Annotated in this window: 14 protein-coding genes; 3 read left to right on the top strand and 11 right to left on the bottom strand. The window is 50.3% G+C overall.

Annotated features, from left to right (window positions below; translation table 11 throughout):
* Positions 1 to 565 precede the first annotated feature (565 nt).
* From PEL01S_RS20470 to PEL01S_RS20455, 4 genes are read right to left on the bottom strand one after another with little or no spacing between them, the layout of a single operon-like run.
* On the bottom strand, positions 566 to 1,126 hold the full coding sequence (locus tag PEL01S_RS20470; protein WP_127461625.1) for a hypothetical protein: 561 nt from the start codon (positions 1,124 to 1,126) through the stop codon (positions 566 to 568).
* A gap of 35 nt (positions 1,127 to 1,161) precedes the next feature.
* Entirely contained in the window at positions 1,162 to 1,689 is a 528-nt protein-coding gene (locus PEL01S_RS20465; protein ID WP_127461624.1) for an NAD(P)H-dependent oxidoreductase, read from the bottom strand.
* 47 nt (positions 1,690 to 1,736) lie between these two features.
* Positions 1,737 to 3,377: a DHA2 family efflux MFS transporter permease subunit gene (locus PEL01S_RS20460; protein WP_371860720.1), complete on the bottom strand. Its 1,641-nt coding sequence runs from the start codon at positions 3,375 to 3,377 to the stop codon at positions 1,737 to 1,739.
* Between the two features lie 38 nt (positions 3,378 to 3,415).
* Positions 3,416 to 4,051: a biotin/lipoyl-containing protein gene (locus tag PEL01S_RS20455; protein WP_223275710.1), complete on the bottom strand. Its 636-nt coding sequence runs from the start codon at positions 4,049 to 4,051 to the stop codon at positions 3,416 to 3,418.
* A 161-nt stretch (positions 4,052 to 4,212) separates the two neighbouring features.
* Here PEL01S_RS20455 and PEL01S_RS20450 point away from each other — a divergent pair, with 161 nt between their 5' ends.
* Entirely contained in the window at positions 4,213 to 4,677 is a 465-nt protein-coding gene (locus tag PEL01S_RS20450) for a MarR family winged helix-turn-helix transcriptional regulator (protein ID WP_127461622.1), read from the top strand.
* Between the two features lie 86 nt (positions 4,678 to 4,763).
* Here PEL01S_RS20450 and PEL01S_RS20445 read toward each other — a convergent pair whose 3' ends face one another.
* From PEL01S_RS20445 to PEL01S_RS20420, 6 genes are all read right to left on the bottom strand, one after another.
* Positions 4,764 to 5,387 carry a sterol desaturase family protein gene (locus PEL01S_RS20445; protein WP_127461621.1) on the bottom strand — a complete coding sequence of 208 codons (624 nt, stop codon included), beginning with the start codon at positions 5,385 to 5,387 and terminating at the stop codon, positions 4,764 to 4,766.
* Positions 5,388 to 5,418: 31 nt separating this feature from the next.
* Positions 5,419 to 6,954, bottom strand: a complete 1,536-nt coding sequence (locus PEL01S_RS20440) for an aldehyde dehydrogenase family protein (RefSeq protein ID WP_255320140.1) — start codon at positions 6,952 to 6,954, stop codon at positions 5,419 to 5,421.
* A gap of 41 nt (positions 6,955 to 6,995) precedes the next feature.
* The gene (locus PEL01S_RS20435; RefSeq protein ID WP_127461619.1) at positions 6,996 to 7,685 is read right to left on the bottom strand and encodes a lysoplasmalogenase family protein; all 690 of its coding nucleotides are present in this window, start codon (positions 7,683 to 7,685) and stop codon (positions 6,996 to 6,998) included.
* Positions 7,686 to 7,885: 200 nt separating this feature from the next.
* A complete protein-coding gene (locus PEL01S_RS20430; RefSeq protein WP_127461618.1) occupies positions 7,886 to 8,143 on the bottom strand; it encodes a zinc ribbon domain-containing protein in 258 nt (85 codons plus the stop codon).
* Positions 8,144 to 8,220: 77 nt separating this feature from the next.
* Positions 8,221 to 9,132: a helix-turn-helix transcriptional regulator gene (locus PEL01S_RS20425; protein WP_239551409.1), complete on the bottom strand. Its 912-nt coding sequence runs from the start codon at positions 9,130 to 9,132 to the stop codon at positions 8,221 to 8,223.
* Between the two features lie 75 nt (positions 9,133 to 9,207).
* Complete coding sequence (locus tag PEL01S_RS20420; RefSeq protein WP_127461616.1) at positions 9,208 to 9,579, bottom strand: hypothetical protein; 372 nt, start codon at positions 9,577 to 9,579, stop codon at positions 9,208 to 9,210.
* 240 nt (positions 9,580 to 9,819) lie between these two features.
* Here PEL01S_RS20420 and PEL01S_RS20415 point away from each other — a divergent pair, with 240 nt between their 5' ends.
* Positions 9,820 to 10,257: a DUF2569 family protein gene (locus PEL01S_RS20415; RefSeq protein ID WP_127461615.1), complete on the top strand. Its 438-nt coding sequence runs from the start codon at positions 9,820 to 9,822 to the stop codon at positions 10,255 to 10,257.
* Between the two features lie 285 nt (positions 10,258 to 10,542).
* Here the strand turns inward: PEL01S_RS20415 and PEL01S_RS20410 are convergent, their stop codons facing one another.
* The gene (locus PEL01S_RS20410; protein WP_127461614.1) at positions 10,543 to 10,968 is read right to left on the bottom strand and encodes a hypothetical protein; all 426 of its coding nucleotides are present in this window, start codon (positions 10,966 to 10,968) and stop codon (positions 10,543 to 10,545) included.
* A 377-nt stretch (positions 10,969 to 11,345) separates the two neighbouring features.
* On the opposite strand from PEL01S_RS20410, the gene PEL01S_RS20405 reads away from it, so the two are divergent.
* On the top strand, positions 11,346 to 11,915 hold the full coding sequence (locus PEL01S_RS20405) for a hypothetical protein (protein ID WP_127461613.1): 570 nt from the start codon (positions 11,346 to 11,348) through the stop codon (positions 11,913 to 11,915).
* Positions 11,916 to 11,937 lie beyond the last annotated feature (22 nt).

Below are 11,937 nucleotides of genomic sequence, written 5' to 3'. Positions count from 1 at the left end.
CGTTCCCCTTTCAGCATTGATCACAATGTAAACGCTGCCAAAAATGCCTCTTCAGGTTTGCTCCCTATACCGTTATGCGTGCCAGTCGTTACATTATTCCGATTTATCAGATTTGTAATATAAATGAAATATAATTTTCATCGTCCCTTAATGTTCGCAGACTATAATAATCCTTGACCCCCTTTTTAATATATAAAACCTTTAGACCCACAGCCCGTTGCTTGTGGGTCTCTTTCTGTCCATGGATCCAAAGGCAATACCATTTTTACAAATATTACAATACTAAAGAATGATACCCATGGAAGCGAAATTTCCAAATCCCGATGTGTATAACCTATTTTGTGAATATGTGAATAATAACAAGCCTCTGGGGTAAGATTTCCCGTCGATAGGCTGTTTATTATGTGCATAACTCCGTGGATAACTAGGAGATCACATCAAAAATTCACCCAGATAAGGGGCTCTAAATTGGTAATTGCCTCGATTTCCAACGCGCAAAAAGACTTCCTCCCTCAGGTCTCCCATGCGATAACCCAAGGTAATGAAGTCTTTTTCTAAAATCGTATTATTGCTTCTTGCTGTGCATCGACCGCAGCGCCGTACGGTAGTCGTCGTCCTTCATCGGAGCTTCGTCCGCTTTCTCGGACGGGGACTCGGGCCTTGCCGGTTGGGCAAATCCGCGGAGCGCCTCGCGATATTCCGGATCGGCCAGCTTGGCCGAAGTCCGCGCAGCTTCCGCATTGGCTTCAGGAGCGTGCGCCCGGCCCGATTGAGCTACGGGCTTCTGCGCCGCTACCCGAACCTCAGCTTCCTGTTCCGCCGCCGGAGGCACTTGGGCCGTTGCGGCCTCGGCTTTCTCCTGATTCGCCGCGGGCCGCTGCGGCGCCGAAGGCTGCGGTTCGCGCTTCTGCTCCGCCGGCGGGTGCTTCGCTGCCGCGGCTTCCTGCACCGCAGGACCTGCGGGCGCTTCCGCTTGCGGCCTCTTCCCCGGCGCCTCCTCCGAATGGCCGGGAAACTGCCGCTCGCTCCGGGGGACCGACGAAGACATCATCGATCGCATGTTATACATGATGAGAGCAATAACCAGAATGACGGCTATTGCGATGCAAATGACAGGAACGGTCATCTCGCTACCTCCTTCCGTCCGCCTGGGTCATTCGCTTATGAACGCGCAAATCTCCGCGTCACCTCAGCAATCCGCTTCCCGAAGGCCCGGCCCAGTTGTTCGCCGTGCCCGCCGAGCAGCTCTTCGCTATCGATCGGGCACGTCACGCCTACGCCGTAGTACGAGCCGTAGGTGGCGTTTTCCGGAAGATTGCCGGGCAGACCGACAATGATCATGCCTTGATGCAGCATCGGCGTCATCAGGCTGACCATCGTCGATTCGAGGCCTCCGTGCTCCGTCGCCGTCGTACAGAACACGCCGCCGATTTTATCGATCAGCTTGCCTTGCGCCCACAAATAGCCGAGCTTGTCGATCCATGCTTTAAGCCCGGCGCTAATCGTTCCGAAATGCCCGGGACAGCCCCAAATAATCGCATCCGCCTCCGGTAGAGTCCTGATGTCCGCTTCCTGCACACTGTACACCTCTACCTCGGCGTTCTCGACGAGGGCGGCTCCCGCCGCAATGGCGTGCGCCAATGCCTCGGTATGTCCGCCTTCGCTATCGTATACAATATATATTTTCACCTTGTACCCTCCTTGTCCAAACCGTTTCTCTTCCAGGCTCATGTTACTTATTGCGCCGTGTGTCCCGGCGACGGGAGCAGAATAACCTCTGTCGGACGCGCACTTGTCTCCTCGGGTGCAAGCAGACCAGCCTTTGGCTTATCTTTTCTCACATCGCGCAAGAATACACTCAAGCCCAGACCGATCACCGAAATGATCGTCGTCCAGAAAAAGGCGTCGTTAATCCCCATCACCGTCGCCTGCAGCTTCGCTTGTCCGGCCAACGTTGCTGCCGCTTGCGTTTTCGCTTCGGTTAACGGCAGATGCGCCGCCGCAGCGATCCGGTTGACAAGCGCATTGAACGAATCCATGAAGGTCGGGTCCGTCGTATCCATCCGGTCCGTAAAGGCAGCATAATGAGCAGTCGAACGATTGGTAAAAATCGTCGTAATCAAGCTTGTCCCGATCGAACCGCTGATTTGGCGCAGCGTATTGGACATCGCCGTTCCGTGCTTGCTCAGCTCCCGTGGAAGCTGATTCATGCCGGCCGTCATAATCGGCATCATCAACAAGGACATCCCGAAATAACGCGCCATATAAATGGCAACAATATAACCGTAAGACGTATCCAAAGTCAGCGTTGTAAATTCGTACGTCGTCACCGTCGTAATGATCATTCCGATGACCGCCAGCGGGCGCGGACCGATCTTGTCGAACAGCGTTCCGGAGATCGGCGACATGATCATCATCACGATCGCTCCCGGCAGCATCATCAGCCCGGAATCGAGCGGCGTAAAGCCCCGCAGGTTCTGCAAATAAAGCGGCAGAAGAATCATGCCCGCGAACATGCTGGCCGTGACGAACACGTTGATCACAGTCGACAGCGAAAAAACGCCGTAGCGGAACACCCGCATGTCCAGCATCGGGTTTTCCGAACGTATTTGCTGAATGACAAACGCGATAAGCAGAACGAATCCGGCAACGATGCAGGACAAGACAATGGCATCCGTCCATCCTCTAGACCCGGCTTCGCTAAGCCCGTACAAGAGAAGCCCTACCCCGGAGATCGAGGTGACCGTGCCGAAGGTGTCCAGCTTGATTTTTTTAGGCTCTTCGATATTTTTCAGCTTGAAAAAAGCAATGACGAGCACCAACACGCCGAACGGGAGCATTCCCGTAAACAGCCAATGCCAGTCGTAATTTTGTACAATCCATCCCGACAAAGTCGGTCCGACCGCCGGTGCGAACATCATCGCGAGCCCGAACAGCCCCATCCCTTTCCCCCGCATTTCCGGTGGAAATATAAACAAGATGACGCTCATCACAAGCGGAGTCAGAACGCCGCCGCCGATCGCTTGAATCAAACGTCCGGTCAGCATGACCGGGAAGCTTGGAGCAAGGCTGCAGATTAGCGCCCCTGCCGTAAAGGAAAGCATCGCGATCAAAAACAACCGTCGAACCCCAAGCCGTTCAATCAAGTACGCGGATAAAGGGATCAGAACCCCGTTCACCAGCATATAGCCGGTGAGCAGCCATTGCACCGTACTCGTGCTGACGCCGAAGTCGGCCGTCAAATGAGGGAGTGCGACGTTCAGCAGCGTCTGGTTCAGAATCGCCAGGAACAAGCCCAGCATCAGCACCGTCAATAAGCTCCCATAACCTGACAAGCCGCCCCGGTTATCCTTCGTTTCTTGCGGAGAAGCCATCATCGCAGCTCCTTTCTTTATAAGATGTTAGAACTAAACTATTATTTTTTCGTCAATTTAACCGTAGCGTTCATTCCAGGCAGCACAGAATCCGAATAGTTGGTCATCGAAATTTTGACCTGCACCTTCTGCGTCACTTTCGTATAATTCCCGCTCGTATTGGCGGAAGGCAGCAAAGAAAATACGGAGTTCGTCACATGTCCGATCTCCTCGACCTTTCCTTTCAGCGTCGTGCCGGCATCGCCGTCCACCGTAATGTCAACCGTCGAGCCGACAGCAATGTCTTTCACGTCGGTTTCGTCCAGGTTAGCCGTAACATACAGGTTCTTCATATCCACAAGCTGCGCCAACGGCTGGCCGGGCTGCACCATCTGGCCTTCCTTAGCCTGATTTTTGACGATCGTGCCGTCAATCGGGGCAGCGACGTTCACCGTTTTCGACCCGTCGGACACTTGACCGACGTTGCCGTTTTTGGCTACGACCCCGCCTTCCTTCCCGCTCCAGGACGACAGCGTGCCGACCGCCGGGGCGGATACCGCAATCACATCGCCCGCAACCCGGGCATCCTCGGTCTTGATATATTTGGACGACTGATCGTAATAATAAAATCCGCCGAAGGCTAACAATACAATAAGAACAACGCCAATAATATTGGCTGCAAACATGCGACCTCTCATTCCAATTTCTCCTCCATTATTTTAATATGTTAATTACTTTACAATAAAGTAATTTTGCGATAAAACAACTTTAGCATGAAAAAAAACGGAACACAATTAGTAATAAAATCCGGTATACTTGATCTATCTACCGATTTCGAACAAATGTAAGGAGAAGCCGCATGCCCGTAAACCAGCCTCTGGACACGTCCGCCCATGAATTCGACTCGATGAACAAACTGGCGGAAACGTTCTTGAAATACAAAATGAAGCTCATCGAGCAAAAGCTCAAAGAGCCGCATATGCGGATGAACAATACGAAATACTACATTCTTAAGACCATCTACCATAACGAAAACTGCATGGTCGCCGATATCGCCAAACGATTGCAGCTTTCCTCCGGTGCCACGACGATCGCGCTAAATCAGTTGGAGGAAGACGGCTTCATCGTCCGTCTGCGCAGCGACTCGGACCGACGCACCGTACGGATCGCGCTCACGGATCAAGGCGCGGCCTTCGTGATGAGCGCCATGGAAATCCGGCGGCAGCTGCTTGCCGATATGCTCGAACCGCTGAACGACGAGGAGAAGACGCAGTTTTTCGCTATGATCGACAAAATTACCGAGCAGCTCGCCTTGAAGCTCTAAAATACAAACGACCCGTAAGCAGGGCACTTTTTACAAAAGCGTCCGTCTTTACGGGTCATCGAACTTGCCAAATATTGAAAACGTGATTAGAGCCGCGAATCAGCTTTTCCTTCCAGATTGCGCGCCGTTTCGCTTTTTTCCACCTGCTGCTCGTCGCGAAACGTGCCCAGCATGACATCGAACAGTGGGTTGGTTACGCCGTACCAGTAATGTTCGCTTTTATAATGATGCCAGAGATGCACTTTCTTCATCCAGCGCCCCCAGGGCGTGATCGGCTTAATAGGCCGGTGGGCGACAAAATGCGTCCATTCGTAGTAAAGCAGGAAGCTGATCACTCCCGTCACAAAAGCGATGGTCAGCACCGTATCCCACGTCACCCCATAAGCAATCAGCGCCGGTCCGGCCATGACCGGGAGGCTGTACCATACGGGAAGAAACAGCAGATGCAATTCGTTAGGATAAATATGATGGTCATAGTGCAGACGGCGGAGCATAGCAAGCAGCAGGGGATGCTTCGGCGGCTTCATATGAAACAAAAAGCGATGGATCATATATTCGCTCAACGCATAACCCGCCATGCCAATGACGAGAGCCAGCCATATCGTCCCCTCATTCGCATGCGGCAAAATGACCGTCCACCCCGCCACCAGCAATACGCACATCACGCAAATATCAACATGGGTAAAAAACTCTTTGATATAGGGTCTCATCGCGCGTCCCCCTTGCCGCTGCCCGGCTCGCTTATTTGGATTTTCGCAACAACTCAAGATACGCCCGAATGAAACCAACCAGGCTTCTCCGGGAACCGTACCAGCTTTTAATCAGACGGCCGAAGACCGGGTACTTGCCCGCATACGGAAACCAGTTGACTTCCGCCGGTTTCGTTCCCCGGTCCAGCATGACCGCCTTTTGATGACAAAACAACGTAAGGCCCTCTTCCCCATGGTAGCGGCCTATTCCGCTGTGCTTTATCCCGCCAAAAGGCAAGTACGGATTCGCGATCGTGACCATGACATCATTAATACACACGCCGCCGCACTCCAGCAGGTCGGCGACGCGGCGGGCCTTGTTCAAGTCCCGGCTCCAGACGCTCGCGTTCAGGCCGAAGGAGGAGTCGTTCGCCAGCTCGACCGCTTCCCTCTCATGGTCAAAAGGCATGACGTTAATGACGGGACCGAACGTTTCTTCACGCATCACCTTCATCCGCGGGTTCACCTGCGTCAGTACGATAGGCTGAACCTGCAAGCCCTGCGACAGCTTCCATTGTTCGGGATGAATGCCGCATTCTAGCTCGGCCCCTTCCTCCAGTGCATGGCGAACATGATCGCTAACGATATCCACCTGCTTCGAAAATGTCATCGAGCCCAAGTCCGTATCCTCGGTTCCATTTTGGCGCAGCCGGCTCACTTCCTGCTTTAGTCGCTCGGTAAAGTCGGCATAAACGGATCGCTCGACATAGATTCGCTCCACCGAAATACACGCTTGCCCGCTGTTGGCCAGCGAGCCCCATACCGCTCCTCGCACGGCCCGTTCGAGATTCGCATCGGCGAAGACGATCATCGGGTCTTTGCCGCCGAGCTCGAGCGTGGTCGGGATGAGCCGCTTCGCGGCTTCTTGCTGAATCCGCGCGCCGGTTTCTACGGAGCCCGTGAAGAAAATATAGTCCGGCTCCGCCTCAATGAGCCTGGCTCCCAGCACGCCATCTCCATGAGCGATTTGCACAAGCCCTTCGGGAAATCCCGCCGCCGCGAAAATACGCTCCATCAATATCCCTACAAGCGGCGTTACCTCGGAAGGCTTGATAATGACGCTGTTGCCGGCTGTTAATGCGTTTAACGCAGGTATCATCGCAAGCTGAAACGGAAAATTCCACGGCGCAATGACAAGAACGACACCGCGGGGGTGGTAGGAAATCGTGGATTGCTTCCCGAACAAGGTGAGCGGTGTCTTCGCTTTTCGCGTTTTTAGCGTTTTGACTGCGCAGTCTTCCATATGCTTGATCGCATCCGCCACGATAAACAGCTCGTGCGTCGCCGCTTCCACGAGCGGCTTCCCGGTTGCCTGAACAATCAGCTCCGCGCATTCCTCAAAATGCTCCGTGATGTAGTAGCGAATCCGCCGCAAATACGTCAATCGTTCCGCTACCGGCGTCTGCCTCCATCGGGCCGAAGCTGTTTTCGCCTTTTGCATCATTTGGTCCACCCCCTCCAGCGGCGTTACCCGAATCTCCTCTCCTTCTTCTCCAGTCGCAGGATTTACCGCTCTCCACGCCAACACGATCGCTCCATTTCGCTACAAAATATTTTATTCGCCGAACCTCATCCTGCCGCGGCGTAAATAATCGCCATCTGTCCGGCGACATACGTGAACCAGATCCATAGTTCTTTATGTTTCATTCGGTATCCCCCGACATCCGTCACGCCGATCAGCAGATCGGACAGGACAAAGATCAGCCCGCCGACAGCCGTCAGCCACCAGACTCCCCCTAACATCATGGCCAGATCAAGAGCAAAACAGGCCATTCCGCCGACCCATAGTCCGTATCCAAGCGCTCCATAATTAAGGATGGCTTGCTTGCGGGGGTTGCGAATGAAGAACAGCCACCCGACAACAAGCAGCAGACCGTAACCGGCCACACCGATCCATAATCCGCGGCCTCCCGCGGCCCCTCCGCTGGCAGACATCATTTGAATAAAAGCCGTCATATAGAAGCTCTGCGCGACCGCGAAGGTCAGCATGCCGCCAATTAGCCGTTGCGGCCAAGGAATGACGCCGGCCATGGACAGATCGCCGAGGAAGGACATCAGCATTCCCCAAAACACCCACTCGCCATAAGGCGAAGCGGGGTCGGATCGCCAAATCACGAACGCTGCCACAACCAACGAGAGACTGAGCAGCACTCGTGCCCACAGCGGAAGTATGAGATCGTCCTCTCCGCTTGCCGCTCTCCGCCTTGCCATCCCTAGGCCCCATGCAAAAAGAGCAACCTGCACCAAAGCAATCCCCATCGTACCCCTCCAAATCTAAATCCATTCTATATCCTATATATGCCATTTTCCATCATTTCATTGACGGTTCAGTTAAGAAGAGCGGCTCAGGCTCAGCAAAAAGCTGAAAGCCGCAGACGCGCCTGCGAATAACGCAGAGCACGACGGCGGCTTCTTTTGCGACCTAATGAAGAAAAGCTTTGCGACCGAACGTCAGTCTGTTACGCCCATCTTTTGAGCGAAGGGATGAATTGATTCAGCATTTCGCGGGCTTGCTGCTCCGATATGCCTTGACCTTCGACCACATGCGGAACGCATTCCTCGATCATCGACTGCACAGTAGCGTCCGGGGAGGTGAAGGCCCCTCCTTGATAGCAGTAGGTGCAGTACTCTTCATTGCGGCTTCCGTCGGCATTCGTGCCGAAATCCTCGGCAGTGTTCAGGGGCATGCTGCAGCTTTGACAAAACTGTTTATCCATTTTGACAACCTCCATTTGATTGGGAATAGCTTCAGCATACACCCCTAACTCTGACAACAGTTTGTCATGTTATTTTTTCATTTTCCGTACATCTTGCAGATGCGCTCCGCGCGACCCCGGATGAGCATGCGCAGCCGCTCGGGTTCGAGGATTTCGACCTGGTCCCCGAAGCTGAGCAGGAAGCCGTACACCCACTCGTCCTCGGGATACGTTTGCACAACCGTCAAGAAACCGTCCTCTCCCGCTTGCCCTTCCTCCATGCCGAAAAACTCTTCCGCCCGGGCTCTCGCCTCAGGCGCGAAGCGCAGTACCATCGTCACCGTCCGGGAGCCGCTATTCCACATCTGCTCCAAGTCTTTCTCTTCCAGGCTCGCATGCTCTCTGCGCTCGAATGGGTGATCCGTCACAACCACTTGAGTCATGCGGGACAACCGGAACATGCGAAAGTCGCCGCGAAGCGGGCAATACGCGTACAAATACCACGCTGCGCCCTTGAGCACAAGCGTCATCGGCTCGACCTCCCGGTCGGTCGTCACCCTGTTGTTCGAAGTATAGGCGAAACGGAGGGTCACCTCCCTCTGGAGCGCTTCCCGAATCAGGGCGACCTTCCGCTTCATCGCACCGTCTGCCCCCCACGGGTTCATATCGATGACGAGCCGCTCCTGCCAGAAGCGGGCGGTTTCTTTTTCCTTGTCGGTGAGCAAGCTCGTATATTTCTCCAGCGTCGTTCCGAGACGCGTATCGTCGAGTGTCTTCGTCATTCCTTTTAACGCCGAAATGACCGATGTGATCTCCTCGAACGTCAGCGCGTTCCGGTCCAGCCGATAGCCCTCCATGACGGTAAAGCCGCCCCCAGCCCCTTGGTAGGCGACGATCGGGAACCCGGCTTGGCACAACGTTTCGATATCCCGGTAGACGGTCCGGACCGAAACATCCATTTTGTCCGCGAGCTCCGCGGCCGATATTCTTCTCCTGTTGACCACCAGCATCAAAACAGCAAGTATCCGTTCCAAACGCAAGACCGTTCCAGCCTTTCTTTATTCGGACTCTCCCTCATAGCAGCATTATTTCGACTTAAGCAGTACGTCCTCCTTTTTTCCGGCCCATTCGACATGTATGGGGATTTCCTCGCTCTTTTGAAGAGGAGCAATCGAGGAGACGGAGCGGGCTATAATTTTATTATTTTTTATGTTATAGCCTTTTGTCGAGGAGCTTCCCCCGGAAAAGGAATAGGAGAAGTCAATCGGCACTGTAAGCCGCTCGTCCGGTTTATATTGAAGCGTCAATCTTTCCTCCGCTTTGTCGCCGATCCGATAAACTTCAAACTTCCCCGTCCAATGCTCGCTCTCTCCGGAGAACACATGGTTCTTTTGATCTTCACGGGCACATCCCTGCAAAAGTAACAGTAAAAATAGTAAAACGAAGGCTTTTCTCATCGTCAGACCTCCCTGTTATTTACAATAATACCGTACTAAAAAAGCCAGCTTATGGGAACCGGGAATTTTACATTTTTGTGTGCTGAACAAGAAAAGCCCATAGGCGCGATTCCTCGTCTATAGGCTGAAGCATCGTATTCTATTCGTTTCGTATTCATAGTATACTTATTCCAAATGGTAATGATAGTAAAATAAATTACTATAAAACTTTATAAGGATCTATAACAGGGAGTTTCAAAGATGTCGAATAACGAAGCCAAAGAATTGTATCCTAAACCACTTGGAGGATGGTTACTTGTTTATTTAATAACTTTGCTTATAAGTGAAGCAATGTATATTTCTGGAGTTATAAGAATATTGCCTTACTTAACTAACCTTATTGAAGAAAGAAATTGGATACAGAATGTCATATTATTAGGAACTTTCATAAAGACGTTAGTTACAGGACTACTATTATTGCTCTTTATTAGTAAGAAGAGTTATGCTCCGCGACTAATTATTATTTTTGAAGTGTTTTGTATTGTAATTAGAATATTAACGTATATGGACTATTACAGCAGAGGACAGATCATCCCCAACTCCTACCATTTATCAATACTTGTTGGGGCAATCAGTATCATCTGGATTTTCTATTTTTTTAAATCGAATAGAGTAAAGGAAACATTTATAAACGGTTGATGAAGTGTGATGCTGAATCAGACTCTAGAAAGGCCGATGAGGTCAGTGAACTGAAAGATCGAGCTAAAAAGATTAAGCAAAAAATAACTCATTTTCAAAAAGAAACGAATCTTAAGGAAAAAACCGTAGAAGTTAATCGTGGAGGGAAGTATTAATATTTTGGTGCGTGCGCTCGTTTTATTTTAGACGAGTGCTTTTTTTTGTTTTCGGGCTTTGTTGCATCTGTTTTCGGATCGATATTGGAACATTCGATCCATAGTAACTATTATTCTTTCAAATGGTAGATTATTTGATATCCATATATTGGATTTTAAGACCAATAACTTCACCAGTCTTCAGATCAATATCTACATAACCATGATAAAAATAGCTGCACATCCCCCATACAAAACATACTTTATTTGATACATCCTGGTTATCAATCTGATATGGCTTTTTAAAAACAAACCTATAACTAACACTTGGATTGTTTGTTACGTATTTGTCCACCAAAAAAACTTCCGATTGATGATAAGGCAATTCAGGATAAAATTTCCCCAAAGTTCTTTTTTCATTTTTTAGATTCTGGCCTAGCATTGGCTTGGCCAGATTAACGTTATATTGCTCCTCCCCTTTGATTTCGAGTGATGCAGAGGGCAGATAATTAGTTAAAGCCTCTTGAAGATAGAAATTCATTCGTTGATTCAAGCTTTCTCTGACCACAAAGATCATACTAAATCCTAATAAAACAATTCCTACATAGGAAAGACTATTGAAAAGTTCAGATATGTTAAAACCGTTCTTTTCTTCATCGTTAAGCCCCCATCAAAGGGATTCGGCAGACGGTCCTCTTCCCCAGTTTCAATTCCTCATAAATTGAAATGCATCTATATTGAATCCAAGTATATCTTTAAAACCATTGATTACCAAGGGTTTCTCCTGTTCGTATACGCTTCTAATCCGAGTAGATTGTTGAGCTTCGAAGTGAAGTGTGTCCCCCTTTCATCCCCCCGTAGTTGGAAGACCGTCAATGCTACGAAGAAATAAATTCCCAAAATGCAACATACAGTATGTTGATACACATTTTAAATACTGGGAGGGAAAAGCAAATGTCTCCCAACAATAATCCGGTTTCAGGATTGAATCAACCGATCTATGTTAAAAGCCTCCAAACCATTACTACCCCAAACATTGTATCTTCACCATCTTATGCAGCCGCACAGAACGGCACATTTTTTGCAATTACCACTCAATCGCGCTCCGTGGCCGCTAACGGATTTCTTACTATCCAACTTACCAACCCTGCCAACTCGGGAAGAACTCTTTATATCCAGAGAGTTTCGGGAGGGGCTACAGTTAATACGACAATTGATGTCCTTCTTAACGCAACTTTTTCTGCAGCAGGAACAAGCATTCCGCCTGTTAATTCCAATCAAGGTTCAACTAATACCAGTTTGACAACTTCGAAATTTATTACACAAGCTACCGATCCTACGATTGGCGGAACAATTTTTAATTCGATAATTCAGACTGGTGGACCCGTTGTTATTGATTATAATGGAGAAATTGCTATACCTCCTACTACAACGAACAGAACTTTTTATGTCAAGCTCACAAACAATACAAACCAAACGAACCTTTTGTCCCTTAATATAAGCTGGTTTGAGTTGGTAACTTAAATAGATAAAGCCCCGGCACTCT

The sequence above is a fragment of the Paenibacillus elgii NBRC 100335 genome (assembly GCF_004000865.1).
GTDB lineage: Bacteria > Bacillota > Bacilli > Paenibacillales > NBRC-103111 > Paenibacillus_G > Paenibacillus_G elgii.
Note: the sequence above shows the minus strand (reverse complement) of the source record. Positions and strands in the feature narration are given on the sequence as shown.

Bases quoted from the DNA above. Each gene is read 5' to 3' on its own strand.
- PEL01S_RS20470 (WP_127461625.1), bottom strand. From the start codon at position 1,126: ATGACCGTTCCTGTCATTTGCATCGCAATAGCCGTCATTCTGGTTATT.
- PEL01S_RS20460 (WP_371860720.1), bottom strand. From the start codon at position 3,377: ATGATGGCTTCTCCGCAAGAAACGAAGGATAACCGGGGCGGCTTGTCA.
- PEL01S_RS20455 (WP_223275710.1), bottom strand. From the start codon at position 4,051: ATGAGAGGTCGCATGTTTGCAGCCAATATTATTGGCGTTGTTCTTATT.
- PEL01S_RS20450 (WP_127461622.1), top strand. From the start codon at position 4,213: ATGCCCGTAAACCAGCCTCTGGACACGTCCGCCCATGAATTCGACTCG.
- PEL01S_RS20445 (WP_127461621.1), bottom strand. From the start codon at position 5,387: ATGAGACCCTATATCAAAGAGTTTTTTACCCATGTTGATATTTGCGTG.
- PEL01S_RS20435 (WP_127461619.1), bottom strand. From the start codon at position 7,685: ATGGGGATTGCTTTGGTGCAGGTTGCTCTTTTTGCATGGGGCCTAGGG.
- PEL01S_RS20430 (WP_127461618.1), bottom strand. From the start codon at position 8,143: ATGGATAAACAGTTTTGTCAAAGCTGCAGCATGCCCCTGAACACTGCC.
- PEL01S_RS20425 (WP_239551409.1), bottom strand. From the start codon at position 9,132: ATGCTGGTGGTCAACAGGAGAAGAATATCGGCCGCGGAGCTCGCGGAC.
- PEL01S_RS20420 (WP_127461616.1), bottom strand. From the start codon at position 9,579: ATGAGAAAAGCCTTCGTTTTACTATTTTTACTGTTACTTTTGCAGGGA.
- PEL01S_RS20415 (WP_127461615.1), top strand. From the start codon at position 9,820: ATGTCGAATAACGAAGCCAAAGAATTGTATCCTAAACCACTTGGAGGA.
- PEL01S_RS20410 (WP_127461614.1), bottom strand. From the start codon at position 10,968: ATGATCTTTGTGGTCAGAGAAAGCTTGAATCAACGAATGAATTTCTAT.
- PEL01S_RS20405 (WP_127461613.1), top strand. From the start codon at position 11,346: ATGTCTCCCAACAATAATCCGGTTTCAGGATTGAATCAACCGATCTAT.